Origin of the sequence: Thiocapsa sp. C2-2m (assembly GCF_041903745.1) — a bacterium.
Taxonomy (GTDB): domain Bacteria; phylum Pseudomonadota; class Gammaproteobacteria; order Chromatiales; family Chromatiaceae; genus Thiocapsa; species Thiocapsa roseilacustris.
Genome location: NZ_JBBWVD010000019.1, coordinates 89,983 through 116,509, shown reverse-complemented (window position 1 = coordinate 116,509; position 26,527 = coordinate 89,983). Strand labels below are relative to the sequence as shown.

Sequence of the window (26,527 nt, the reverse complement as noted above, 5' to 3'; positions counted from 1 at the left end):
CCGGGGTCCGGGGTCCGGGGTCGGATTTGGAGTTTGGTGCCAAGGGGGTTCAGTGGTCTATAAAGATCATTAAGATGACGAAGGTCATTCGAGAGGGTCGACGCCCTCGCCAGTCCTGCCCCCCTGAACCCTGAACCCTGAACCCTGAACCCTGAACCCTGAACCCTGAACCCTGAACCCCGAACCCCGAACCCTGAACCCTTCCCCCCCAAACCATCAAATCTCCGAAACAACCTTATCGTAAAACGCCAGATAGTCATCCGGCGTCGCGCCTTCGCGCCACTCGATCGCGGAGCGCGGGTGCTGATTGAGCTGACCGGTGATGTTGTAGGGGACCGACGGCCCCCAATCCAACTCCTTGCGCAGCGGCAGCATCCGGTTCTGGATGACCTCGATGATGGGGCGTACGTTGAATTTCGGATTGCGGAGAAAACCGAGCAGCAGCTCGGTGTGGCAGTTCCCGGCGCCGCGGCCGAAGCCGAAGATCGTCGCATCGACCCGATTACAACCCAGGATGATGGCCTCGATGGTGTTGGCGAAGGCCAGTTGGAGATTGTTGTGGGCGTGGATGCCGATCTCCTTGCCGGTCCCTTCGAGCGCTGCTGCGTATTTGCGGTAGAGACGGTCGATCTGCTCGCGGTAGAGATATCCGAAGCTGTCGACGATCACCATGGTGCTGGCCGGCGTCTCGGCGATGGCCTCGAGAACGGTATCGATCTCGGTCTCGGTGATGTTGGAGACCGCCATCAGGTTCGCGGTTGTCTCGTAGCCGAGCTCGGTGGCATGTCGGATCATATCGACCGCCTCGGACACCTGATGGGCGTAGAAGGCGACGCGAATCATCGAGAGCACACTCTCGCTCGCGGGGATGAGCTGGGTCTGCCAGTCGCTCTTGCCCGCATCGGCCATCGCTGCGAGCTTGAGTCCGGTCGTCTCGGCATCGTGATCGCCGACCACCCGACGCAGATCCGTCTCGTCGCAGTGACGCCAAGCACCGAACGTGTCCTTCGGGAAAACGCGCGGCGAGTTCTTGTAGCCGATTTCCATGTAGTCGATGCCGGCCTCGACGCAGGCGGAATAGATGGCGGCGACGAAGGCGTCGTCGAACCGGTGGGCATTGACGAGCCCCCCATCGCGAACGGTGCAATCGAGCACCTTAAGCTCGGGTCGGAAGGTAATCCAGGGGGCCTTTTCGGACATCAAACATGCTCCGGCGAATCATTGAAGATCCACCATTTTGAGGCCCCGACGACTTCTGAGCAAACCCGGCTTCGACGGGCTCAAAGCCGGCCCCGACCCCTGACTCACTCCCGGCCCAACGCGGCATTCAGCGTGTCGCCGGGCCCTCCGCCGAGGCAATCAGGGCCATCCGCACCAACTCGGCAAGCGAGTCAGCCCGCATTTTCTCCATGACACGGGCGCGGTGGGCCTCGACCGTCTTGGCGCTCACGCCGAGCGCGGCGGCAATGTCCTTGTTCGACTTGCCGTCGGTGACCATCGCCATGACCTCATGCTCGCGCGGCGTCAGCTCGGCGAGCCTCGTCGCGATATCGGCCCGTGCCGCCTGGTCGGCACGGTGTCTCTGGTCGTAGTCGAGCGCGCGCCGAATGCTGCGCAGCAGGTCTTCGTCGTGAAACGGCTTTTCGATGAAGTCGACCGCCCCCGCCTTCATCGCCTTGACCGCCATCGAAACATCGCCGTGTCCGGTGATCAGGATGACAGGCAGACGATAACCCTCGCGCGCGAGGTGACTCTGCAGCTCCAAACCGCTCATCCCGGGCATCCGAACATCGAGCAGAAGACAGCCCGCACGCCCCGGATAGTAGCTCGCGAGAAAGACGTCGGCCGACTCGTAGGTCTGGACCGACATGCCGGTGGATTCGATCAGCCACTGCAGCGAGTTTCGCATGGCTTGGTCGTCGTCGACGACGAAGACGGTTGCGTCGGTGGTCATGTCAGGCTCTCCAGGAGCTCGGATTTACCAGCGTCCGCCGCGTCGGGCGTGTCGGCCTGCGCGAGCGGCAGCGAGACGTAAAAGGTCGAGCCCGTTCCGGGCTCGGATTCGGCCCAGATGCGGCCGTCGTGATTCTCCACGATGGTCTGGCTGATCGCCAAACCCATGCCCATGCCGCCCTCCTTGGTCGTAAAGAAGGGATGGAAGAGGTGCAGGATGCGTTCTGCAGTAATGCCGGGGCCGGTATCCTCGACCTCCACAATGGCCTGATCCCCCGCCACCAGGGTCCGGATACAGAGACGGCGACGCTCCTCGGGCGACTCCTGCAGAGCATCGATCGCGTTCCGAACCAGGTTCAACAGCACCTGCTCGATCTGTACCAGGTCGACATTGACGGGAATCGGATGCGCGCCGGGATCCAGCTCGATCTGCAGCGCCATCCGCGTGGTTTCGAACTCGACGAAGGAGCATACCTCTCGCACCAGATGATTGAGATCGGCATCGGTGCGGATTGGCGGCTGCTTGCCGACCAGTGCGCGCAGGCGACGAATAATCTCGCTTGCACGTTGCGCCTGCACCGTGATCTGACCCATGGCGCCGACCAAGTCCTCGGTCTTCGACGAGGCGTTCTGCAGGCGGCGACTGCAACCGTTGGCATAGTTGACGATCGCGGAGAGCGGCTGGTTGAGCTCATGCGCCATGCCGGTGGCCATCTCGCCCATGGTGCTGAGTCGGCACACATGCACCAGCTCGGCCTGATGTTGGCGAGCCTCCTGCTCGGCGCGGCGCACCGCGGTGATGTCGCGGGCATAGATGTTGAGATAGCCGAGATCCCGGATGGGTGCGAACAGCAGCGAATAGACTTGGCCCGCGATCTCCTGCTCCCGCTCTTGGGGCTCGCCACTGTCGAGCGCCACGGCGATCTCATCGCGCCAATCCTCCGGCAGACACTCTCCCGGGTCCGCACCCCAAGCCTGCAGCAAGGGGCGACTGGCTCGATTGGCATACACGATCAGGCCGTCGCCCGTCACCCGCAGGATTGGGTTCGGACTCTCGCTGGCGAACCGCGCAAGGCTCTTGATCTCGCGCTCGGCCTGCTTGCGCGCCGTAATATCGTGGATGTAGAGCGTGTAGAAGCGCTCGGACTCCAGGTCGATCGGCACGATCGAGATCTCCACCGGGATCTCCGAGCCATCCGAGCGCAGCGCCACCAGCTCGCCGCGACCCTGCGGCTCGCGGTGCAGGTGGCGCGAGCGGTCGAGGAGCCGCTGAAAGGCGGGGCGTGCGATCTCGGGCAGAAAACGTTCGGCAAAGACGGTCCCCGCGGCCTCGCCGCGATCGAGCCCCAACATGCGCTCCGCCGACGGATTGAGCTCGATGATCCGACCGCCGTGATCGAGCGTCACGATCGCATCCAGCGACGCCTCCATGACGGCCGCCTTGAGCGCCTCGCTCTCGCGCATCTCCGCCTGATGCTTGATGCTCATCTCTTCGCGCGCCTTGAGCACCAGTTGCGTGAAATGCTGGATCCATTCTTCGAGCAATAGCAATTGATTGCCGCCACGATGAAACCCGGGCTCCGGAATACCGAGCGCACGCTGCGAGAAGCGCGTCATGCGTTTCAGCACCGCGTTCAGCCGCGACGACACCAGATAGATGACCGCGGTGAACACCAGTATGTAGACCGCGGCGGCGATCCCGCGCTGCCGGCGCTCGAAGATGCGGACATGCCGCGACATCTTCTCGACCGCGGCATGCGGGACAAAGGTCGCAAACAAGACGTTCGAGTCCGAACCCTCGTACTCCGCCATGGACTGGGAGGTGACCAGGTAGCTCCCGGACCAGTCCGAGAGCAGACTTCCGGGTGTCAGCATCTCGGAGTCGACGCTCGCGACGATTCGCTGGTCGGCCCCGTCCACCAAGGCCACCGCGGCGCGCCCGACATAGACGCCGCGCTGGGACGAGGCCAGAAAGGCGTCGTCCACGGGCACCAGAACCACCAGATGTCCCATCGCATAACCGCCGGCATCCTCGACAGCATCGCTGCCGAGCAAGTAGAGTTTATCGTCGAATCGCTCGATGACCGAGCGCACGTCACGCACATTGAGCAAGCGCGTCGGGATCCGGGCGGAGATCTCCTCGGGCAACGGATCGTTGCCGGATTGAAAGACCTCTCGAACCCGACCCTGCGGGTCGGTCAGCAGCACATGACTCGGAGCACTGAGTGCCTCGCGCTCGAAGAAATCCGGGAGCCAATGCGGACGAAACTCCTTATAGACGACAGGAACGGCAGTGTCGTCCTCGAACCAGAACAGCGGCTCGAGATATTCGGAAAGGCGCCGATGGTTGGCGAGCAGGCGCGTGGTCGCCCCATAATTGGAGAGATAACGGTCGAAGCGAATCAGGCTCTCGCGTGCACGCTGATCGAGCTGCGCCTGGAGCTCCTGCTCGAAGATCTTGTCGACCTGACGGCTCTGTACCTGATCCAGAAGCCCCCACACCGCAAGTCCCACGGCAAGGCCGACCAGGATCGCGATCACGGGCATGGGTACGCGCCGCAACAGGACGAACAGGATGGATTTTACGGAGAACCGCATTAAACCGCGTCCGGAGTATCAAAACCGACGTTAAGCAGGGGCCGCCCTCGCGGATAAGAACAGGCGCCTGACTGACGCGGTTTAAGTGAAGAACGAATCAACGCATCATAAACCGCGCCGGCTCCATCGCTCGTCAAGTCTGCCGGGGCCGATCCCATCCAAAAACATCGCATACCGCGCCGGGCGCGGTTTAAGGACACCATGGACCTCGATATCAGCCTTGCCAAGACCCCTTCGCTGCTGCGCCGTATCGGGGCCCTGCTCTATGACAGCGTACTCTTGCTCGGCGTTCTGATGTTCGCCGTCCTGCTGGTCGTGATCCCCTACACCAGCCTCACGGGCGCCTCGCCGAACGAGCATCCGGTTCATCTGGCCCTGATGCAGGTCTACTTGGCGATCGTCATCTGCGCCTTCTACGTCTATTTCTGGACCCACGGCGGTCAGACCCTGGGTATGCGCGCATGGCGGTTTCGCGTCATCCGCGACGACGGCGAGAACCTGAACACAGGCGATGCACTCAAGCGCTTCGGCTGGGCCGCGTTGAGCCTCTTGCCGGCCGGACTCGGCCTCTGGTGGAGCCTGATCGATCGTGACGGTCTGGCCTGGCACGACCGCCAATCGCAGACTCGGCTGGTCATGCTGCTGCGATCCGGGAAGACCCCCTGATGCACTGCTCCACTAGCCCACCCGACGCAGCATGAACAAGGCCCCGGTGATGAACAACAGCGGCGGCATGATCGCCGCGACCAGCGGGTTCAACCCGAACAGCAGCGCGACGAATGCAAAGGTCCGGCTAACCAGATAATAGAGGATACCGACCAAGACGCCGATGAAGATGCGCGGACCTAGTCCCGTGGTGCGTGCCGATCCGAGGATGATCGGAATCGCCACGAAGATCATCGAAAGCGTCAGGATCGGGTGCAGCACCTTGCCCCAGAAGACCACCTCGTAGGGTCCGGCATCCTGCTTGTTGAGCGTCATGAAGCGGATGTACTTGTAGAGTCCCCAAACCGGGAGCACCTGCGGATCCACGACCACCACCTTGAGCAGCCCCGGATCCAGCATCGAGCTCCATGCGGCCCGCTCCGTGCGCTCCACTTCGACCCCGGCCGCGGTCACGCGGCTGCGCGCGATGTCTTCCAGCACCCAACCGGCCTCGCTGTAGCGCGCACCGGCCGCGTGGGTTGCGACCAGGGAGCCTGCATCCGCGTCCACCTGGTAGATAAAGATGTCGCGCAGACGCGTCGGCGAGGCGATCTCGCGGATGTTGACATAGGCACGACCGTCGATCGCCCAAAAACCGTAAGGCGTCTGCTGGGTGACGTCGCCCGAGAGCGCTTGGCGACGCAGCTCGAGGCCACGCTGCTCCGCAACCGGCGCGACGACCTCCCCGACGACCACCGCAAGCACCGCCAGCAGCAGACCGCCGAGCAGACCGGCCCGAATGATCCGCGCCACCGAGAAGCCGGCGGCCCGCATCGCCACCAGCTCCGAGCGGCTCGCCAAGGCCCCGAGGCCGATCAAGGCGCCGATGAGGGTCGCGATAGGGAAGACCTGATAGGCATAGCGCGGCAGGCTCAACGCGACGAACACCAACGCATCCGCCAAGCCGTAACCATCGACCCCGACGGCGTCGATCTCGTCGGCGAGGATAAAAAAGCCGAGGAGCGGCAACAGGACCGCAAGCGTGAGCAGCGTGCCCCCGATGACCGCGCCCGCGAGATAGCGTTCGAGGATGATCATGAGGTCCGACCCGAACCCGCGACCCGGGCGGCGCTTGCCCACGCGAGGAAATCGCCTCGGCGATGCGCAGAGGACGCATCACGCCCGAGCGCCTCGAGCGTGCGGGCTTCGACCGAACAGTTTCTTCCGGTAGACTCGTCATTCGACATCAAAAGCACCAGATCCGTAGGCGGTTGACCATCGGCAGCGCGCCGCGCCGCGCCCGACCGGCACGAACCCGCTCTCACCCAGGCCCTCCAACAGGAGTCCGACGATGGAATTCAGAATCAAGACCGGCGAGATCGCTCAACTCAAGACGCCCTGTATCCTGATCGGGATCTTCGAGGGGCGCAAGCTCGCCGGACCCTCCGCCACGCTCGATCTCGCCACCGGCGGGCGCCTGTCCGAGCTGTTGAAAAAGGGCGACATGGACGGTCGCGTCGGTGGCACCCTCATGCTGTACGACCTGCCCGGTCTGGCAAGCGAGCGGGTCCTCGTGGTCGGATGCGGCAAACACAAGGAATTCGGGCGCGACAACTATCGCAAGGCCTTGGTCGGCGCCGTGGCGGCACTCCAGCAGACCCATGCGGGTGCCGCGCTCTGCACCTTGCCCGAGCTCGGTCCGGACGGGCTCGACCTCTATGCGGCCGTGCGCGACCTCGTCATCACCGCCGAGGATAAGACCTACCGCTACACCCTGACCAAAAAAGACGACAAACAGGCACCCAAGACACCGCTGAAGCGGCTCGACGTCTGGCTCTCCGAGAAGGCCGTTGCGCAGAGCGCCGAGCAGGCGATCCGACACGGCAGCGCCATCGCGGCCGGCATGGCCCTGTCCAAGGAGCTTGGGAACCTCCCCGGCAACATCTGCACACCGACCTATCTCGCCGAGAAGGCCCTGGAGCTCGGCGAGCGCTACGAGCGGCTGGAGACCGAGATCCTCGAAGAGGCCGACATGGAGGAGCTGAAGATGGGCGCCCTTCTATCAGTCTCGCGCGGGAGTCGCCAGCCGGCCAAGCTCATCGTCATGCACTACCGCGGCGGGGAGGCCGACGCCAAGCCGATCGCGCTGGTCGGCAAGGGCCTCACCTTCGACACCGGCGGCATCTCCATCAAACCGGCCCCCGACATGGACGAGATGAAATACGACATGTGCGGCGGCGCGGGTGTCTTCGGGACCATGCTTGCGGTTTGCGAGCTGGGCTTGCCGATCAACCTGGTCGGCGTCGTGCCCTCGTCCGAGAACATGCCCGACGGCGATGCCAACAAACCCGGCGACATCGTGACCAGCATGTCCGGCCAGACCATCGAGATCCTCAACACGGACGCCGAAGGCCGACTCATCCTCTGCGATGCCCTCACCTACAGCGAGCGCTTCGACCCGGAGCTGGTGATCGATCTGGCCACCCTGACCGGCGCCTGCGTCATCGCCCTGGGCAAGCACGCATCCGGCCTCTTCACCGCCGACGATCATCTCGCCGAAGAGATCATCGCGGCCGGCCAAGCCGCCGCCGATCGCGCCTGGCGGATGCCCTTGTGGGACGACTATCAGCAGCAGCTCGACACCAACTTCGCAGACATGGCCAACGTCGGCGGTCGCGAAGCAGGCGCCGTCACCGCCGCCTGCTTCCTCGCCCGCTACACCAAGGCCTACCGCTGGGCACACCTGGACATTGCCGGCACCGCCTGGCTGAGCGGCAAGGAGAAGGGCGCGACCGGACGACCGGTCGCCTTGCTGACCCAGGTCCTGCTCCGGCGCGTTAGTGGTTAGTGGTTAGTGGTTAGTGGATCGACCACCGGCACGGGAGACGGCGTTCAGAATTTTCATTTTTTATTCTGAACCGCGTCAGGGACGACGTCGCTGGTGACCTCACCGCCTGAAACCGGCCCCAAACCGCACATGAGCCCCGAACGCGGTTCAGTTGCGCTTAATGAGCTCGCGCAGTCGATTCGGGTTCGGCAGGCCGCGGACGATGAGCTCAGGATCGTCGCCGGAGGTGTAGATCTTGATGTCGCCGGCGTTCAGGATGCGTTGCAGGAGGCTTTGATGGAGTCGCACCGTGCGGACCGAGGAGAGCTTGATCTCGGTGTAGCTCTTGCTGAGGAGACCGTGGGTCCAGACCAGCTCGTCGTCGCGGATGACGAGATGGTCGGAGCGGGTGGCCAACCACCAGACGCACAGTTGCAGCACGGCGAGTCCGGCGACGACGAGCCCCGAGATCTTGACGATCTGCTCATCGAGCGGCTCGGGCAGTGGAACCGGGATCAATGCAGGACCCATCACGGCGAACAGGATCCCCGCCAACAACAGGATGATCATCAATGGGGTCGAAAAAGGACGAATTCGCAACATCGAGGGATGAGCGTCGTAGTGAATCTCGGACATCGGCATCTCCTGTCTCTTTGCCTGGAGGATCGGTCGACATGTCGCGTCGCCGTGTTCCGCACGACCTGAGGACGAGATCACCCCGTGCGGCCGGGGTTACTATAACCACAGGACAGGGATATTTCGCGTGATTGCATGTCGCCGGATTCCAAACGCCTTACCACCTCTCGGGAAAAGACGTCACGTGTCGGAAATAGGTCGAGCACCGAATCGTCGTAGTCGTTGTCGTTGTCGTTGTCGTTGTTGTTCTCGATTACGACAACGACAACGATAACCGTGGCAAAGACCTTCTCTCGTCGAGTTGCTTTACTTAATTTTGAGCCGCTTCTAAGCCTGCCCATGACGCCATTTTCCTTGTTGCGGACCTCCTCGGGTCCAGTCCGCTCGCGGCTCCTGCGCGACCTCGTGCTGCTGGTGCTCCTGACCGTCGGCCTATTGGTCGCCATCAATATCCTCCTGATCAACCTCATTAAGGAGGATCTGGCCGAAAGCCGCATCGAGGCCGCAACCGCATTGGTTCGCGACGAGGTTCGCGGTCTCTTGGTGCCGGTCGAGCAGCAGCTCCTGATCATTCGCGACGGTCTCGCCGCCGCTGGTCTGACCCCGGCCGACGAGGGGGCCTTGAATCAACGCCTGACCCCGATCCTCGCGCACATGGGCCAGATCGCAGGCGCGATCGATGCCATGGGCGACGGCGCCGAGTACTTTCTGCGCCGCGACGGCGACGGCTGGCTCAGTCGCGTGCGCGACTCCGGAACGGGACAGCCGGTTCGAATCACCCGCTGGGACGCCGAGCTGCGTCCGCAGGAGTCGCGCGACGAGGCGAGCGAGCACAACCCGCTCACGCGCCCCTGGTTCAGCGCGGCGGCCGACCGACCCGGCACCCTGCTCTGGACGCGACCCTATGTTTTTGAATCGACCCAGGTCCCCGGACTCACGGCATCCTTGGGTTGGATGCAGTCAGGGCAGCTTCGGGTGACCGCGCTGGACGTCACCATCCAGACGATCGTGGAGAGCATCGAGCGACACGCCGTCGCTGCCGAAGGACGCGGTTTTCTCTTCAGCGGCGCCGGCGGCGTCTATGTTCCCGAGGACAACGCGAGATCACCGGATCCGGAGCAGTCCAGCGGGTTCTTCTCGGCCCATCTGACACCCGGCGGCCCCCTGGCATTCGATGCCGTGTCGGCCTGGAACCTGGCGGATCGACCGTCACAGGGCCTGATCCGTTTCACCAGCTCGGGGGTTCAGTGGTGGGGCGGCTTCAGACCACTGACCGACGACCTCTCGGGCGGTTGGGCGGGCGTGGTGCTGCCTGTCTCCGAGACCCTCGCGATCCTCCGGAGCCGGTGGCATATCGTCGCCCTCACCGTGCTCGGCATCCTGGTCGCGAGCCTCGTCATGACGACGCTCGTGGTGCGCAAATATCACCGCCAACTGCGCGAAATGCCCAAGCTCAGCATCGACCGGCGTTGCGCCGAGGATGATCTGCGCGAGCTGATCGCCTCGGGAGAAGGTACGCATCTGGAGTTTAAGTCCACCATGCGCATGAACCTGCACAGTAAGGTGACGGGACGTGAGATCGAGATGGCTTGGCTCAAGGCCGTCGCAGCCTTTCTGAATTCGGAAGGCGGGATCCTGTTGCTCGGCGTGTCGGACGACGGAACCGTGCTGGGCTTGGGGGCCGACAAGTTCGAGAACGAAGACAAATGCAGACTGCACTTCAAGAACCTGCTGAACCACCATATCGGGGCCGAGTATGCGCGGTTCGTGCGCTTCGATCTCTACGATCTGCAGGGTCGTCGCGTAGGAGCGGTCGAGTGCGAGCGTGCGGACACGCCGACCTTTTTGCACGACGATAAGAATCGCGAGTTGTTCGTCATCCGTAACGGTCCCTCAAACATTGAGCTGTCGATCAGTCGGGCACTCAAGTACATCCGGAGTCGGTTCTAGCTTGAACCGTGTTTTGGCAGGATATGCGCGGGGTGGAGCTTGTGTCGTGGTCGGACTCACTTTAAGCGGTTGGAGCGACGCGGTTCAATAACTTTGAAGATAAAAATTTCGAGACTGCGTCTCGGCGACGTCGCCGATCGAGGCGAGGGAGTCATCGCACCTCGACCGGCTTTCATTGCACCGGACGCAGTCTAGAGCTGCTGGATGACGGTCGGGAAGGCGGTTGCGGTTCCGCTGTCCTTGTTCTTGTCCTTGGTACAGCCTTCACCCGCATGGGCGGTCATGAAGGAGCCGGCAACCAGCATGGCACCCAGGAGAGCAGCGGTGGCGAGAGCGGAGAGTCGCATGGACATCGGCATAGATCCTCGATCGATTTGGGTTGGGTCGGGACGATGGGTTCGGCGAGCGATCGGCTCGCTTCACCCGACGCTGGTAATCTAGGGGCAGCCGAGCCAAGCACAAGTCTCGGGCAAGCGTGCCGCGACGCGGAATGACAATCGAGTTTTCAGGGAAATCAGCGCGCTCCCCTCCGGCCGCGCCGAACATGCGCGCTCGGACCCGAGCAGTCGAGACCGGTCGAACGCAATGTGCCGCACATTCGAGAAGGCCCGGTCCGGATCGGCTTAGAATAGAGACCGCGCAACCATCGCAACCATCACGAGCCAAACGTGCCGTCGCCGGGGCCTTCAGACATGAAGAAGAGGGATGCCGCCTTGCCTGACCCCATCGAGCTGCGGGGGTTCAATCGAACCCTGGCGGAAATCGAATGGCTGTTGCTGGTGCTCGTGCTGGTCTATCTGGTGCTCCCGGACGAGCCCGTCGAGCAGACCCTGGGGATCGTTGCCGCGATCACGATCTTCGCCGTCTTCATCTTGGGCTTTCGTTACCTGAACCTTTTCACCCTGCCGGCGCGCTGGAAGCTTACGATCGAGACTTGGGCCATGCTGGCCTTCACCGCCTTCGTGGTCTGGCACACGGGCAAGGTCGACAGCCCGCTGATCAGCCTTTTCCTCCTGGTCATCGTCTTCAGCGCCCTCACGCTCGGCAAGCTGATCACGCTCCTCGAGGTGGCCCTCATCGCCAGCTTCTATCTCTTCGCCGGATACACCGTCGCGGGGACAGATCTCTTCACCTATTCGACCTTCAGCGGTCTGATGCTGCTGTTTGCGCCAGTCGCCTTGGTCGCGTATGTCACCTCCCTGATCGCCTCCGACATGAGCTTTTCGCGTCTCTTCGTGCAACGCCTCTCGGAGACCGACGAGCTCACCGGACTGCCGAACATGCGTGCCTTCTCGGTGGCACTCGACCGGCACAAAGAGTCAGCCGTGATGCGTGACCGCCCGTTCGGTCTCATGATGGTCGACGCGGACAACCTCAAGGAGGTCAACGACCGCTACGGGCACGGCGTCGGCAACCAGGTCATCCGTGCCGTGGCCGACGGGATCCGCCGAAGCATCCGCAGCGCGGACTTAGTCGCACGCTACGGCGGCGACGAGTTCATCCTGCTGATGCCCGATACGACGGAGCAAGCGGCGCGGGAGGCCGGCGAGCGGATTCGCACGATGGTCGCCAGCACCCTGATCGACACCGGGAGGGACGCGGTGACCACGACGGTCAGCATCGGCTATGCGACCTATCCGAGCATGGCCACCGAGGTCGACGACCTCATGGTCCGCGCTGACGAGGCGCTCTATGCCAGCAAGCGCGCCGGACGCAACCGTGTCTTCGCCTTCAGCGAGATCTCCGGCAATTAGGCCGAGTCGGCACGCTCATGAGAGATCCAAGTCGGCAAGGAGATCGGATCCGTCTGCGCGGCGTGCGCCAGAACAACCTCAAGGACATTGATCTCGATCTGCCGCTCAGCGAGCTAATCGTCGTGACCGGCGTCTCGGGCTCCGGCAAGTCATCGCTCGCCTTCGACACACTCTATGCCGAGGGACAGCGTCGCTACGTCGAGACCTTCTCGCCCTACGCGCGTCAGTTCCTCGATCGGATGGACCGACCGGCGGCCGACCGCATCGAGGGCATCCCGCCCGCGATCGCCATCGACCAGACCAATCCGGTGCGGACCTCGCGCTCCACCGTCGGCACCATGACGGAGCTGAACGACCATCTGAAGCTTCTCTTCGCGCGCACGGCCAGACTCTTCTGCCGGGGCTGTGGGCGGGAGGTTCGGCGCGACACGCCCGAGGGGATCTGGGAACACCTGGTCGCCTTGCCGGAGGCGGTCGACCGGAACGTCTCGATCGCCTTCGGCGTGCCGGTTCCGGCATCACTGGACGTCGAGGCCGTCAAGACACTGCTCGCCCAACAGGGCTATGTGCGGATCCTGTCGGAGGACGCGACCGCCGTCGAAGTGATTCAAGATCGGTTGCGTCTGACCGCCGAGCACCGCGGCCGCGCGATCGAGGCCCTGGAGACGGCGCTGGCCCGCGGTCACGGGCGCATCCGGGTCTATCCGCTCGACGCCGATCGGCAGCCCGGCCCGCCCTGGCGCTTCTCGGCCGATCTGCATTGCGCCGACTGCGACATCGCCTATGCGGATCCGACGCCGAGCCGCTTCTCCTTCAACTCCCCTGTCGGTGCCTGTCCGACCTGTCGGGGTTTTGGGCGCACCATCGGGATCGACTGGTCACTGGTCGTGCCGGATCCATCGAAATCACTGCTCGAAGGCGCGATCAAACCCATCCAGTCCGACAGCTACTCGGAGATCCAGGAAGATCTGATGGGTTTTGCGCACCGCCGCGGCATCCCGACCGACCTGCCCTGGCGCAACCTCACGGATGCCGACCGCGCCTGGATCATCGAGGGCGACGGCGAGTGGGAGGCCGGGGTCTGGTACGGGTTGCGCCGCTTCTTCGCCTGGCTCGAAGGGCGCAGCTACAAGATGCATGTGCGCGTCCTGCTCTCGCGCTACCGCGCCTACGATGTCTGCACCGCCTGCGACGGGGCCAGACTCACCGACGAGGCGCTGGATTGGCGGGTCGGGGACAAGGCGCTCGCGGATCGCGCCCTGCCGCCGGAGCGCCGCTTCCGACACGGGCGCATCGGCATGGACGAGGCGACCTGGCAAGCCCTCCCCGGTCTCTGCGTCCATGACCTGATGCGTCTGCCCTTGAGCGCCTGCCGCGACTTCTGCGACGCGCTGGCGCTGGACCCGGCGCTGGATCTGCTGATCGAGGGCATCCGCTCGCGCCTGCGCTATCTCTGCGAGGTCGGGCTCGGCTATCTCACCCTGGACCGCCAGTCGCGCACCCTCTCGGGCGGCGAGGTGCAGCGCATCAATCTGACCACGGCGCTCGGCAGCACCTTGGTCAACGCGCTCTTCGTGCTGGACGAACCCAGTATCGGCCTGCATCCGCGCGACATGGACCGGGTTGTCGCCATCCTGCGACGCCTGCGCGACCAGGGCAACTCGCTGGTGGTCGTGGAGCACGACCAGCAGGTGATGTGGGCCGCCGATCGGATCATCGACATCGGCCCCGGACCGGGCGAGCAAGGCGGACGCATCCTCTTCGAGGGGCCACCGGCTGAGCTGGTCCGCACGCCCGGATCGCTCACCGGCGACTATCTGGCGGGCCGGCGACAGATCGCCGACGGCCATCCGCCCAATCCGCCGGCACCCGACGGCCCCCGGATCCGCATCCGCGACGCACGCGCCCACAACCTCAAGGGGATCGATGTCGCGATCCCGCTGCACCGTCTGGTCGTGATCACCGGCGTCTCGGGGTCCGGCAAGTCGACCCTGGTGCAGGAGGTGCTCTACAACGCACTCTGCCAGCGCAAGGGCCATCCCGACGAGCCGCCGGGGGAGCACGCCGGGATCGACGGGGACAACCTGATCGCCGACGTCGTGCTGCTCGATCAATCGAGCATCGGGCGGACCTCGCGCTCGAACCCGGCGAGCTATGTCGGTGCGCTCGACGTGCTGCGCAAACGCTTCGCCGCCCTGCCGCTCGCCAAGGAGCGCGGCTACACCGCCGGCACCTTCAGCTTCAACAGCGGCACCGGACGCTGTCCGACCTGCGGCGGCAACGGCTACGAGCATCTGGAGATGCAGTTCCTCGCCGATGTCTATCTGCGCTGTCCGGACTGCAACGGCCGGCGTTATCGCGGGCCGGTGCTGGAGGTCGAGATCGACGGCCGGCCCGGCGAGCCCGGACGCTCGATCGCCGACGTGCTGGAGATGACCGCGACCGAGGCACTCGACTGCTTCGCCAATGACGCCGATCTGAAACGCGCACTGGAGCCCTTGATCGCGGTCGGGCTCGGCTATCTGCGACTCGGCCAGCCGGTGCCGACACTCTCGGGCGGCGAGGCCCAGCGGCTCAAGCTCGCCGGCCATCTCGCCAAATCGGGCCGGGGCAAGGCACGCGACGGCGGCCTGCTCTTCCTGCTCGACGAGCCGACGACCGGGCTGCACTTCGCCGATGTCGCGGTCCTGCTGAACGCCTTCCGGCGCCTGCTCGACAAGGGCCATTCGCTCCTCGTCATCGAGCACAATCTCGACCTGATCGGCGCCGCGGATTGGCTGATCGACCTTGGGCCCGAGGGCGGCGAGGCGGGCGGCGAGTTGGTCTGCTGCGGCACGCCCGAGCAGATCGCCGCCCATCCAACGAGCCACACGGGGCGGGCCTTGGCCGAGCATCTGCACGGCCTGAATACCAAGAGCATTTTTGCCACGGAAGCACACGGAAAGACACGGAACGAAGAAGCGTTTTCGGGAGAGTCGTCGATTCTGGCCGGGTCGGTGGAGGACAGCCCTTTTCCGTGCCTTCCCTGTGCTTCCGTGGCAACAGATTCCACGCCTACCGCACCGATCCCGGCGGGGATCCAGATCATCCACGCCCGCGAGCACAACCTCAAGGATCTGTCCCTCACGATCGCGCGCGACAGCTTCACCGTCATCACCGGCGTCTCGGGCAGCGGCAAGAGCACGCTCGCCTTCGACATCCTCTTTGCCGAGGGCCAGCGTCGCTTCCTGGAATCCTTGAACGCCTACGCCCGCCAGTTCGTCCAGCCCGCCGCACGGCCGGATGTCGATGCCGTGCTCGGCATCCCGCCCACCGTCGCCATCGAGCAGCGCACCAGTCGCGGCGGGGCCAAGAGCACGGTCGGCACCCTGACCGAGATCCACCACTATCTGCGTCTGCTTTACGTCCGGCTCGGGATCCAGACCTGCCCGACCTGCGCCGTGCCCATCGAGCCGATGAGCCGGGACGCCATTTTGGATCGGATCCAGCACGATCACGTGGACAAAGCCGTCGCACTCATGGCCCCCTTGGTGATCGCCCGCAAGGGCATCTACAAGGAGCTGGCCGACTGGGCCGTGCGCCACGGCTGGTTTGTCCTGCGGGTCGACGGCGAGCCGATCGAGACCCGCGACTGGCCGCGGCTCGACCGCTATCGCGAGCACAGCATCGATCTGCCGGTCGGGGAGATCGCGATCCGGCCCGAGCAGGAAAGCGCGCTGCGCGCACTCCTGGATCATGCCCTGGATCTCGGCAAGGGCGCGATCCGCGTCGTGGATGTCGTCGACGGGACATGGGGCGCCGAGACGCCCTACTCGACCCGACGCGCCTGCCCGAGCTGCGGGATCGCCCTGCCCGAGCCGGACCCGCGGCTCTTCAGCTTCAACTCGAAACAGGGCTGGTGCGGGGACTGCTTCGGCACCGGCCTTGCGCTGCGCGGCTTCGACGGGGAGCAGTCGGGCGAAGAGGATCAATGGCAGGAGGCCGACGCGGTCGAGTCACAGCCCTGCCCGAGCTGTCACGGTGCACGCCTCAACCCGCAGGCGCTCGCGATGCGCTTTCGCGAACGCTCGATCGCCGACCTCTCGGCCCTGACCGTCGAGCAGGCCGGGGCCTTCGTCGCCGGTCTACAACTCGACCACCGCGAAACCGCCATCGCACATGACCTGCTCGCCGAGGTCCGCGAGCGGCTCGCCTTTCTCGCCGAGGTCGGCCTCGGCTATCTGACCCTGGATCGGGCCGCACCCACACTCTCCGGCGGCGAAGCCCAGCGCATCCGGCTCGCCGCGCAGCTCGGATCGAACCTGCGCGGCGTCTGCTACATCCTCGACGAGCCCACCATCGGCCTGCATCCGCGCGACAACCGCTTGCTTCTGAACGGGCTCGACCGGCTCCGGGCCAAGGGCAACACCATCCTGGTGGTCGAGCACGACGAGGAGACCATCCGCCGCGCCGACGAGGTCATCGACCTTGGACCGGGCGCCGGTACGCGCGGCGGCGAGATCATCGCCCGCGGCACCGCGCTCGAGCTGATGCAGGATCCGGCCTCCGTTACCGGGCGCTGTCTCGCCCGCGCGCGGGGACGCACGCGGCCTGTCCGCGCGACGGCCAAGGGCGACGACTGGCTCCTGATCTCGGGTGCCCGCCGGCACAACCTTCAGGATATCGAGGTCCGCATCCCGCTCGCCCGACTGGTCTGCATCACCGGCGTTTCGGGCTCGGGCAAATCGACCCTGGTGCGCGAGGTCCTGGTCAAGAGCCTGCGCAACCTGCTCGCGCAGGAGGGCGAGGCAGCGGCGCGCCCCGACAAGGGTGCCCTAATCGGCTGCAAGCGTCTGAGCGGATGGCAGCGACTCGCGCGCGTCCTGGAGGTCGACCAGACGCCGATCGGCAAGACACCGCGCTCCTGCCCCGCCACCTATGTCGGTTTCTGGGACCCGATCCGCCGACTCTTCGCCGCCACCTCGGAGGCCCGCATCCTCGGCTGGGGACCGGCGCGCTTCTCCTTCAACACCAGCGGAGGGCGCTGCAGCGCCTGCGAAGGACAGGGGGTGCAGAAGCTGGAGATGAGCTTCCTGCCGGATGTGCGCATGACCTGCGAGGTCTGCGGCGGCAGCCGTTTCGATCGCGAGACCCGCGAGGTCCGCTATCAGGGACTCGATATCGGTGAAGTCCTGCGCCTGAGTGTCGGCGAGGCGGTGGGTGTCTTTCACGCACACCGCGCCATCCACCACCCGCTCGCCCTGCTCCGGGACGTCGGACTCGGTTATCTGCAGCTCGGTCAGCCCAGCCCCACGCTCTCCGGCGGCGAGGCCCAGCGCATCAAGCTGGTCACCGAGCTGACCAAGGCGCGATCGACGCCTGCCCCAGGACCGGGACCCGCGCCCGATTCGATCAAGACCCAACGCCACGCCCGCCCGACCCTCTATGTCCTCGACGAGCCGACCGTCGGCCTGCACATGGCCGATGTCGAGCGCCTGCTCAGTGTGCTGCACCGTCTGGTCGACGCCGGTCACTCGGTCCTGGTCATCGAGCACAACCTCGACCTCATGTCCGAGGCCGACTGGATCATCGATCTGGGGCCGGAGGCGGGCGACGCGGGCGGCCGGGTCGTCGCCGAAGGCACTCCGGAGAAGGTTGCACAGGCCGGCGACCTTCCGACCGCCCAAGCACTGCGGAGCTAATCGGCCGTTTGGAGCCTCTGAATGCGGTTTCCGGGAACAAGGCGATTGAGTAAGAGAACGAAATCAGTAGGTTGTGCTGTCGATAGACAGCACAACATGCGCCGACGGCTGAGGAACGATTAAAAACAACCAAAAAATGTAGGATGGGTAGAGCGACAGCGAAACCCATCCTCACCGCTCAGACGCCCAATCCGAGCGGCGGCGCGGAAATAATGGGTTTCGCTGCGCTCTACCCATCCTACCCACAACGCCATTCAGCGCATCCGCTCCAGCATCAGCGCCTTGAAGCCATCCTGCGTCAGCCCAGACGTCCCTCGCGCCTCATCGACATCTCCCCGGGTTCCGGGAAACGGAGACCAGATGCCGTCCCGGCTCGGTGGCGGATGGAATCGTTCCGCCTGCGGAATTCCGTGGGTGACATCGGTGCCGGAAACCTCACCCGCACTGTTTCGCTGAATGGTGATGTCCGTGTTGCGGCCGTCCTGCGTGACGATGGTCTGCCCGTCTCGGTCACGGGTCACCTGCGACTCGACCGGACGGCTGCCGCCGCTCTGTTGGATCACCGCCGTCGACCCGCCGGACGTGTGGGTCTGCGCAACGGCGCACCCCGTCACGACGCTCATCGACAGAACAGCCAAGCCGAGCAACCCCGGACCCACGGCTCTCGCACTGATTCGTTTGATCTTCATCGGTTTCTCCCGTGGGCTGGTCAACCAGAAGGGACAGGCGCCGTTCCGAAGTCCCGACCTCGGTCGTTCGTCCCGAGCGCCTGCGATCCGGCGCGCTGCATGGGTCGCCATGATTTCAGACCGTCGCGCCCCACGCGCTACCGCTCCTGCGCGGCCAGCGTCGCGCGCCCGTGACCCAAGCGTGCGCCATCGACTTTGCCCCCGCTCCCTTGCCCATTCCCGCTCCTTCGGTCGTTGCAGCCCTGCCTAGTCATATTGATATTGACCTTGCCCTCTTGATAGGTGGCATTGTCGTTGGTATCCCCGCATTGACGGGTGTGATTGATGTTAACCTTACCCACCTGAAACGTTGTATTGGTCGTGTCCTGCGACAAGACCGGACCGCACAGAAAAGCCGACAGCCCAAAGGCAATTAAAGGAAATGGCTTGAAGATGGCGCTCGACATGTTCTTGACCTTGCTCCGCTAAACGAAAGAAGCTCGACCTGAAGAAGAAGCACGACCAAGCAAACACGCTGCTCCTCACACCGCTTCGCAGGACAACGCTCAATGGATCGGTCACCCAAACCTTCAGGGACTCGTGACACCGCTCCCCAGGGTGTCACGCATGCCCCGTGGCGCTCTGCGCCACGTAATCCCGCGGCCGAAAACATCAGCAAGCACCCCCCGCGAATTAATGCAATGCTTGGTGCTCCTGCACCAAGCCGCAGAACACCTGAAGCAAAGACCGACTCCAAGGCTAATCGCGCACCCCGGACATCCGGTACCTCGGATGCTCATACTGATACTGCCGAACCTTGTTGTTGTTCACATCGCCGATCTGAACCGTCGACGCCCGATTGTCCGTTCCCGCCTGCACCGTCCGGCTGAAGTTCATATCGCAGTCCTGTTGAACATCCGATTGATTGACCTGATCGTTCTGGATGTTGACACTGTAACAGGGACCCTGCGTCCGGTCGCGATTCCCATCGGCTTGCGCCAAAGATACGAATATAAACAGAAAGATACCAAACAAGAATATCGAGATTTTCATACTTAATAACCATTCGTTGCGTAGATGGACTTCACCCCCGACACCCCATCGGGGTGTCGGCTGGACGGCCCTATAGGTTAGTGATCGTACTGAACAGATCCCTAATCATCCATGGGACCTTGACTGGTCTCGTTGTAATTGTTCTTTCCGAACTGACCAGTCTGATTCCAATTCTCGTTCCCACGCTGCTTGGCGCGATTTGCGTTGTCCCGTCCTTCCTGGTAGGTCGCGTTGTCGTTGTAACCGCCACGCTGATAGGTATCGTTTGTATTGATATAACCTTCCTGGATAGTGGTATTGAAATTCGTCTGTGCCGAGGCGGCCCCGCCGAGCGTGACGAGGATGACTGCAAGAGCGATGGGGAAGAGCTTGGACGTCGCGTCGGTCATCGGATTACCCTCTTAGTTTGATTCAGCGTATTGGATGGATCGAGTGGACTCGGGGATAGTTGAAGTCCTGCTTCCTCTCCCGGCGAATCGGCCCTGCCCTCATGTCAGGGATTAATGGCGACAAGATCGGCTGTATCCCGTCGTTGGATCCAGAATGCGCAAGACAGCCTGAACGAGACCTGAACGGAAAGAGCGTGCAGCGAGGAATTTTCGGTCGAAAACAAAAATGAATACATGGCATGGATCGGGCGATTGAATGACAACCTTGTCATCTTGCCGTCAGCGTCCTGACGGGAGACGTCAGCCACACTGTCTTCTTCTGATTTGCCCCGCCGGCCGCCTCTCGAAGGCAACCCGGCGGATGGCGCCGGGTCGGTAGTCACCTTTTTGCCCCTCCCTCCGGCCCCTTCCGCGAGAGGAGGGGGAGTCGCTATCGCCCTGGTCGAGCACACGCCATCCTTGCGGGTAACCTCTTCGGAGGGATGCGATCGTCTTTGCTCCGCAGGATTCCGACACGAGGCGTGCCTTTTGTCGGGATGACGGCCATGATTCGCTCGTCAGCATCGACTCGGGAGCCCATCGAGACAACGACATGCAGAGAACCCTGGCCTACTTCCCGATCCTGCTCGCGACCGTGCTGGTCGGCCTTGGCACGAACGATCTCTCGGCCCACGAAGGCCATGACCACGGTCCGCCGTTGCCGGCCCCGGTGACCGCGACCCTGGCGCCGCGGGTCACCGCCGAGTCGGCGGATCTGGAGCTGGTTGCCGTACTCGAAGACGGAACACTGACGGTCTATCTGGATGAGTTTGCGACCAACCGCCCGATCGAGGACGCCGTCCTGCAGGTCGAGAGCGGGGCCTGGCAGGGCAACGCGGCTCACGAGGGCGACGGCGTCTACAGGCTCGATCCGGGTCCGCTGGCCGAGCCGGGCCGACATGACCTGATCTTCGCGATCGAGTCGCCGACGCTGGCCGATCTGCTGTTGGGAACCCTGGTGGTGTCGGACGATCCAGGCATCGCTGCCCAGACGGACGCTGGATCGCCGGCCTGGTACGCGTCCGTTCCGCTGCTGCAAGGGGCGGTCGTGCTGCTGGCTCTCTGCAGTCTGGCCCTGCTGTTGTGGCGCGACCACCGTGACCGCGGCGTAACAAACAAGCAATCAGGCCCGAAGACCCCGACGAAGGGTTCAACCTCCTCGAACACGACAGCGATGGTGCCGCTGGCGCTCCTGACAACGACGCTGCTGGCGCTGGACACCGTCGGACCCGTCCACGCCCACGAGGGGCACGACCATGGCGCCCCGGACCCGGCCAGCGATCCGACCCCTTCGGCCGCATCCGCCGCCGGGCAAGCCGCCGCCCGCCTGCCGGACGGGACCCTGTTCGTGCCGAAGCCGACCCAACGGCTGCTCGGCATCCGCACCGCACGCGCCGAGCCCGGCGAGTGGCCGGACACCTTCACCCTGTCCGGGCACGTAATCCCGGACCCGAACGCCAGTGCGCTGGTGCAGGCGCCGCTGCGGGGCCGCATCGAGCTGCCGGAAGAGGGTCTGCCGCTGCTCGGAGCGCCGATCCGAGAGGGCCAGGTGCTGGCCTATCTCGTCCCGATCCTGGACGCAGTGGACCGCACCGATCTGCAGGCCGAGGTGGCCGAGCTCGACGGGCGCATCGAGAACCTGGCCCGCAACCTGATCCGCCTGCGCCAGCTCGGCGACAACGCCCCGCGCCAGGAGCTGGAGGAGACCGAGACCGAGCACGCGAGTCTGACCGCCCGTCGTCAGGCCATCGCCGACAGCTTCAGCGCGCGGGTGCCGCTGACCGCCGCGGTCGGCGGCGTGCTGGCCTTGCGCAACGCCTCGCCAGGGCAGATCGTGGCCGGCGGCGAGACCCTGTTCACGGTCGTCGACCCGCAACGTCTGCTGGTCGAGGCCCTGCTCTACGACACCGATCATGCGACCCACTTCACTTCGGCCAGCGCCACGACCGCCGAAGGCCGGATCCTGCGCCTGACTCCGCTCGGCAGCGGCTACGAGTTGCGCGGCCACGCCCTGCCGATTCAATTTCGGATCGAACCCGACCCGCCGGACGAAACGCCCGGCAGCCCACGGCCACCCGACCAGCTCGTCGTGCGCCAACCCCTGACGGTGGTCGCCACCATGTTCCACGGCAGCAGGGGCCTGCGCATCCCGAGCGCTGCGGTCCAGCGCGACCCGGACGGCGCCGAGCTGGTCTGGGTGCATGTCCAGCCGGAGCACTTCCGCTCTCAGCGCGTGCAGGTCCGGGCGCTCGGCGCCGGCGACAGCGTGGTGAGCGCCGGGCTCTCGGCAGGGGACCGGGTGGTCTCCGACGGCGCCGCGCTGCTCGGTCAGGTGCGCTGAGGCCCGCCCGTGTTCAGACAGATCATCCAAACCAGTCTTCGGCAACGGCTGCTTGTCCTGGCCGCCGCCCTGGTGCTGATCGGTTACGGCAGCTATCAGGCGCTCGGCCTGCCGATCGACGTCTTCCCGGCGCTGGACAAGCCGACGGTCACCCTGATGACCGAGGCCGAAGGCATGGCGCCGGAAGAGGTCGAGCAACTGGTGACCTTTCCGATCGAGGCCGCGGTCAAGGGCCTGCCCGGTGTGACCCGGGTGCGCTCGGTGTCGGGCATCGGGCTGTCGATCGTCTATGTCGAGTTCGACTGGGGCAGCGACCTCTACCGCAACCGCCAGCAGATCGCCGAGCGGCTCACCACGGTCGGCGGGGAACTGCCACCGGGGGTAACCCCGCACATGGGCCCGGTGACCTCGATCATGGGCGAGATCATGCTGGTCGCGGTCTTTGCGCCGGAGGCCGAAAGCAAAGACAGCAACGACGGCAACGACGGCAACGACAGTGGGGCCGACGCGACGTCGCCGATGGCGGTGCGGGAGTTTGCTGATTGGGTGTTGCGCCCGCGCCTGTTGACGATCCCAGGCGTGTCCCAGGTCATTCCGATCGGTGGCGAAGTGCGCCAGGCGCAGGTGGTCCCGGACGTGCGGATGCTCGGGGATCTGGACATCAGGCTCGCCGAGCTCGAGACCGCGGTGCAGGGCTTCGCCCGCAACACCAGCGGCGGCTTTCTGGAACGCCAGGCGCAGGAATACCTGATCCGCAACATCGCCCGCACCACGCGGCTCGATGATCTGCGCAACCTCGTCGTCGCCCATCGCGAGGGCGCGCCTGTGCTGCTGCGCCAGGTGGCCGAGGTCCGCTGGGGTGCGCGGGTCAAGCGCGGGGATGCGAGCTTCGACGGGCGCCCTGCGGTGATTCTTTCGGTCCAGAAGCAGCCGCAGGCCGACACCCTGACCCTGACGCGCGAGGTGGAGCGCGCCCTGGAAACGCTCTGGGAGACCTTGCCCGCCGGGACACTGGATCACGAGGTCTTGTTCCGTCAGGCCGACTTCATTGCAGCATCCGTCGGCAACGTGCAGGAGGCGCTGCGGGATGCCGCGATCATCGTCTCGGTGGTGTTGCTGCTGTTCCTGCTCAACCTGCGCACCACCTTCATCTCGCTGACCGCACTGCCGGTGTCGCTGCTGGTCACCGCGCTGGTCTTCCATTGGATGGGGCTCTCGGTCAACACCATGACACTGGGCGGGCTGGCCATCGCCATCGGCGAGCTGGTGGACGACGCCGTGGTCGGGGTCGAGAACGTGCTGCGGCGCCTGCGGGAATGGCGGGCGAAGACGGCGAATGACGGCCAGCGCGCCCACACGGGCACGGACACCCTCGCCATGCTCAAGGTCGTCGCCGATGCCACCATCGAGGTCCGCTCGGCGATCCTCTACTCGACCCTGATCATCGTCCTGGTCTTCGTCCCGCTGTTCGCCCTGCCCGGCATCGAGGGCCGGCTGTTCGTGCCCTTAGGCATCGCTTACATCGTCGCGATCCTCGCCAGCACGCTGGTCTCCATCACACTAACCCCGGTGCTCTGCTCCTGGCTGCTGCCGCGCGCACGGCTGATGGATCGCGGCGACGGGGCGCTGGTGCGCGGGCTCAAGGCGGCGGATCGGCGTCTGCTCAGGTGGTCGTTCCGGCATTCCCGGCTGCTGTTTGGAACCGCCGCGTTGGCGGTCGCGATTGCCGTCGCCTCGGTGCCTTTTTTCCCCCGGACCTTTCTGCCGGCCTTCAACGAGGGCACCCTGACGATCAATGTCCTGCTCAACCCGGGCAGCTCGCTGGCCGAGTCCAATCGGGTCGGCACCTTGGCCGAGGCGCTGATCCGACAGGTGCCGGAGGTGGTCAAGACCGGACGGCGCACAGGTCGCGCCGAGCTGGACGAGCACGCCGAGGGCGTGCATTACTCCGAGATCGATGTCGACCTCGTCCCCGCCACCGGGGCGAGCGGCGAGCGCGGACGCGAAGAGATCCTCGCCGATATCCGCGCCCGCCTCGCCCCGCTGCCGGCATCGGTCAGCCTGGGCCAGCCCATCGCCCACCGGCTGGATCATCTGCTGTCGGGCATCCGTGCCCAGATCGCGATCAAGGTCTTCGGCGATGATCTGGACACCCTGCGCGCGCTCGCCAAGGCCCTGCGCCAGGGGCTTGCCGACACCCCTGGATTGGTGGACCTGCAGATCGAGCGGCAGGTGCGCATCCCCCAGGCACAGGTCCGGGTGGACTATGCCCGCGCCGCGGCCTACGGCATCACCCCGGCCGCGGTCAACGATGCGCTCGCCACCCTGGTCGGGGGCAAGGAGGTCGCCCAAATCATCGAGGACAACCGCCGCGTCGGCGTCGTGCTGCGTGTCGCCGACGCCGACCGCACGCCCGAAGGCCTGCGCGCACTCTTGATCGAGACCCCCGGCGGCCGCGTACCGCTGCGCCTCGTCGCCGATGTGGAGGAGACCGACGGACCGAACCAAGTCAGTCGCGACAACGGCCGGCGTCGCATCGTCGTCTCCGCCAACAGCGACGGCACCAACCTCGCCAACCTCATCCCCGAGGTGCGCCGGGTGATGGCCGAGCTGCCGCTGCCCGAGGGCTATTTCCTGAGTCTGGAGGGCCAGTTTCAGGCCCAGGAGCAAGCCACCCGCTTGATCGGTCTGCTGTCGCTGGTCTCGCTCACGCTGATCTTCCTGGTGCTGTACAGCCGCTATCGCTCGACCGCCCTGTCCCTGATGATCCTGGCCAACGTGCCGCTCGCGCTGGTCGGCAGCGTCATCGCACTGCAGCTCGCGGGTCAGACACTCTCGGTCGCGAGCCTCGTCGGCTTCGTCACCCTCGCCGGCATCGCCACCCGCAACGGCATCCTCAAGATCGACCGCTATCTGGATCTGATGATGCTCGAGGGCCGCCCCTTCGGCCCCGCCACCGTCATCGAGGGAAGCCTGGACCGATTGACCCCGGTGCTGATGACGGCGCTGACCACTATCCTCGCGCTGCTGCCCCTGCTGCTCAGCCCCGAGGCACCCGGCAAGGAGATCCTCTACCCGGTCGCCGTCGTCATCTTCGGCGGACTCATCTCCTCGACCCTGCTCGACACCCTGCTGACCCCGGTCATGTTCCTGCGCTGGGGGCAGGCGCCTGCGCGGCGGTTTGTCGATGCGCGGTAGGCAAGGTCACCGGAAAGCGGGGCCAGCCTGAAACCGAGGCAGACTGTTGTCGCTCACATCATTTCACATGGAATTCTCAGAATCGTCTGCGCTGACCTTGCCGGACGATCCGGATGCAGCGCCGCCTCGGCGAGCAGTCTGCGCACATCGGAGAAGGCGAATGCGGAGCGACCGCGGACCTGATGTCGACGCACGGGCGTCTGTTGCAAGCGATCGGCATAGATCCAGGTCAGCGTGGTCGCCATCAGGCAGAAGTGCAGATGATTGGTGACGGTGTGCGCCGTGCGCGTCTGGATCGCGACGCAGTTGGTGGATGTCGTGGCCTTCGACCTGGACGAGGATCTCGTTGAGAACGTCCATGAGGGCGAGGGCGGCGGCGTCGGGCAGCGGCGGCAGGTTGATCCGTTGCAGGGTCGGTGGTTGCGGGTGTGTCATGGGATACTCAGAGTCGGTCAGCCTGGCAGGGTGGCCCGCCGCGGGGAGGTGGTGGCGGGCGGGGTGAAGACCGTGTCAAGGGGCTCAAAAAGCGCAGCAACGCCACCAGGGCGGCCGCGGCATCGCCGAGGAAGCGCACGAGCAGACTCCCCGGCGCCTGCTGCAGATCCACCGGCGGCACAAAGCCCCCTGCGCGCCGCACCACAGCGGGGTCTGCCCCAACTGCTCCCGCCACCACGTCTGCCAGCGCCGCAGGGTGCGGATCGGGACCGCCAGCGTCGCGGCCAAGGCGTCCGCTTGGGGGCGATGCCCGGTATGGCGCACCGAGGCCACCACGACGATCACGCCCAGATAGACCCG

At 65.0% G+C, this 26,527-nt stretch carries 19 protein-coding genes; 8 read left to right on the top strand and 11 right to left on the bottom strand.

The annotated features are described in order from the left end of the window. Positions 1 to 216: 216 nt before the first annotated feature. The 3 genes from AADX97_RS16170 to AADX97_RS16160 all read right to left on the bottom strand — a co-directional run bounded on the left by AADX97_RS16170 (position 217) and on the right by AADX97_RS16160 (position 4,551). A complete protein-coding gene (locus tag AADX97_RS16170; RefSeq protein ID WP_374231771.1) occupies positions 217 to 1,200 on the bottom strand; it encodes an aldolase catalytic domain-containing protein in 984 nt (327 codons plus the stop codon). Positions 1,201 to 1,327: 127 nt separating this feature from the next. After that, positions 1,328 to 1,954: a response regulator FixJ gene (gene fixJ, locus AADX97_RS16165; protein ID WP_374231770.1), complete on the bottom strand. Its 627-nt coding sequence runs from the start codon at positions 1,952 to 1,954 to the stop codon at positions 1,328 to 1,330. Beyond that, entirely contained in the window at positions 1,951 to 4,551 is a 2,601-nt protein-coding gene (locus tag AADX97_RS16160; protein WP_374231769.1) for an ATP-binding protein, read from the bottom strand. The genes fixJ and AADX97_RS16160 overlap by 4 nt, the downstream gene beginning before the upstream one ends. A 201-nt stretch (positions 4,552 to 4,752) precedes the next feature. On the opposite strand from AADX97_RS16160, the gene AADX97_RS16155 reads away from it, so the two are divergent. Continuing rightward, entirely contained in the window at positions 4,753 to 5,217 is a 465-nt protein-coding gene (locus AADX97_RS16155; protein WP_374231767.1) for an RDD family protein, read from the top strand. Positions 5,218 to 5,229: 12 nt separating this feature from the next. On the opposite strand, the gene lptG is transcribed toward AADX97_RS16155, so the two are convergent. Then, entirely contained in the window at positions 5,230 to 6,294 is a 1,065-nt protein-coding gene (gene lptG, locus AADX97_RS16150) for an LPS export ABC transporter permease LptG (RefSeq protein WP_374231784.1), read from the bottom strand. Between the two features lie 253 nt (positions 6,295 to 6,547). On the opposite strand from lptG, the gene AADX97_RS16145 reads away from it, so the two are divergent. Beyond that, complete coding sequence (locus tag AADX97_RS16145) at positions 6,548 to 8,044, top strand: leucyl aminopeptidase (protein ID WP_374231766.1); 1,497 nt, start codon at positions 6,548 to 6,550, stop codon at positions 8,042 to 8,044. A 147-nt stretch (positions 8,045 to 8,191) separates the two neighbouring features. On the opposite strand, the gene AADX97_RS16140 is transcribed toward AADX97_RS16145, so the two are convergent. Further along, positions 8,192 to 8,659: a PH domain-containing protein gene (locus AADX97_RS16140; RefSeq protein ID WP_374231765.1), complete on the bottom strand. Its 468-nt coding sequence runs from the start codon at positions 8,657 to 8,659 to the stop codon at positions 8,192 to 8,194. Positions 8,660 to 8,736: 77 nt separating this feature from the next. Then, complete coding sequence (locus AADX97_RS16135; RefSeq protein ID WP_374231764.1) at positions 8,737 to 9,000, bottom strand: hypothetical protein; 264 nt, start codon at positions 8,998 to 9,000, stop codon at positions 8,737 to 8,739. Here AADX97_RS16135 and AADX97_RS16130 point away from each other — a divergent pair. Continuing rightward, positions 8,999 to 10,609: a helix-turn-helix domain-containing protein gene (locus tag AADX97_RS16130; protein ID WP_374231763.1), complete on the top strand. Its 1,611-nt coding sequence runs from the start codon at positions 8,999 to 9,001 to the stop codon at positions 10,607 to 10,609. The genes AADX97_RS16135 and AADX97_RS16130 overlap by 2 nt on opposite strands. Before the next feature lie 191 nt (positions 10,610 to 10,800). Here the strand turns inward: AADX97_RS16130 and AADX97_RS16125 are convergent, their stop codons facing one another. Continuing rightward, entirely contained in the window at positions 10,801 to 10,962 is a 162-nt protein-coding gene (locus AADX97_RS16125; RefSeq protein WP_374231762.1) for a hypothetical protein, read from the bottom strand. 339 nt (positions 10,963 to 11,301) lie between these two features. Between AADX97_RS16125 and AADX97_RS16120 the strand changes: the two genes are divergently transcribed. Together AADX97_RS16120 and uvrA are read left to right on the top strand one after the other, a co-directional pair. Further along, positions 11,302 to 12,363: a GGDEF domain-containing protein gene (locus AADX97_RS16120; protein ID WP_374231761.1), complete on the top strand. Its 1,062-nt coding sequence runs from the start codon at positions 11,302 to 11,304 to the stop codon at positions 12,361 to 12,363. A gap of 17 nt (positions 12,364 to 12,380) precedes the next feature. After that, positions 12,381 to 18,044: an excinuclease ABC subunit UvrA gene (gene uvrA / locus AADX97_RS16115; RefSeq protein ID WP_374231760.1), complete on the top strand. Its 5,664-nt coding sequence runs from the start codon at positions 12,381 to 12,383 to the stop codon at positions 18,042 to 18,044. A gap of 254 nt (positions 18,045 to 18,298) precedes the next feature. On the opposite strand, the gene AADX97_RS16110 is transcribed toward uvrA, so the two are convergent. Then, positions 18,299 to 18,733, bottom strand: a complete 435-nt coding sequence (locus tag AADX97_RS16110; RefSeq protein ID WP_374231759.1) for a hypothetical protein — start codon at positions 18,731 to 18,733, stop codon at positions 18,299 to 18,301. A 137-nt stretch (positions 18,734 to 18,870) separates the two neighbouring features. Continuing rightward, on the bottom strand, positions 18,871 to 19,179 hold the full coding sequence (locus tag AADX97_RS16105) for a hypothetical protein (RefSeq protein WP_374231758.1): 309 nt from the start codon (positions 19,177 to 19,179) through the stop codon (positions 18,871 to 18,873). Between the two features lie 325 nt (positions 19,180 to 19,504). On the opposite strand from AADX97_RS16105, the gene AADX97_RS16100 reads away from it, so the two are divergent. Next, positions 19,505 to 19,771 carry a hypothetical protein gene (locus tag AADX97_RS16100; RefSeq protein WP_374231757.1) on the top strand — a complete coding sequence of 89 codons (267 nt, stop codon included), beginning with the start codon at positions 19,505 to 19,507 and terminating at the stop codon, positions 19,769 to 19,771. A gap of 95 nt (positions 19,772 to 19,866) precedes the next feature. Here the strand turns inward: AADX97_RS16100 and AADX97_RS16095 are convergent, their stop codons facing one another. After that, positions 19,867 to 20,154, bottom strand: coding sequence for a hypothetical protein (locus AADX97_RS16095; RefSeq protein ID WP_374231755.1), 288 nt, complete (start codon positions 20,152 to 20,154; stop codon positions 19,867 to 19,869). A gap of 592 nt (positions 20,155 to 20,746) precedes the next feature. Between AADX97_RS16095 and AADX97_RS16090 the strand changes: the two genes are divergently transcribed. Together AADX97_RS16090 and AADX97_RS16085 are read left to right on the top strand one after the other, a co-directional pair. After that, a complete protein-coding gene (locus AADX97_RS16090; protein ID WP_374231754.1) occupies positions 20,747 to 22,534 on the top strand; it encodes an efflux RND transporter periplasmic adaptor subunit in 1,788 nt (595 codons plus the stop codon). Positions 22,535 to 22,543: 9 nt separating this feature from the next. After that, the gene (locus AADX97_RS16085) at positions 22,544 to 25,732 is read left to right on the top strand and encodes an efflux RND transporter permease subunit (protein WP_374231753.1); all 3,189 of its coding nucleotides are present in this window, start codon (positions 22,544 to 22,546) and stop codon (positions 25,730 to 25,732) included. Between the two features lie 53 nt (positions 25,733 to 25,785). Here AADX97_RS16085 and AADX97_RS16080 read toward each other — a convergent pair whose 3' ends face one another. Further along, positions 25,786 to 25,977, bottom strand: coding sequence for a hypothetical protein (locus AADX97_RS16080; protein WP_374231752.1), 192 nt, complete (start codon positions 25,975 to 25,977; stop codon positions 25,786 to 25,788). Positions 25,978 to 26,527: the final 550 nt, after the last annotated feature.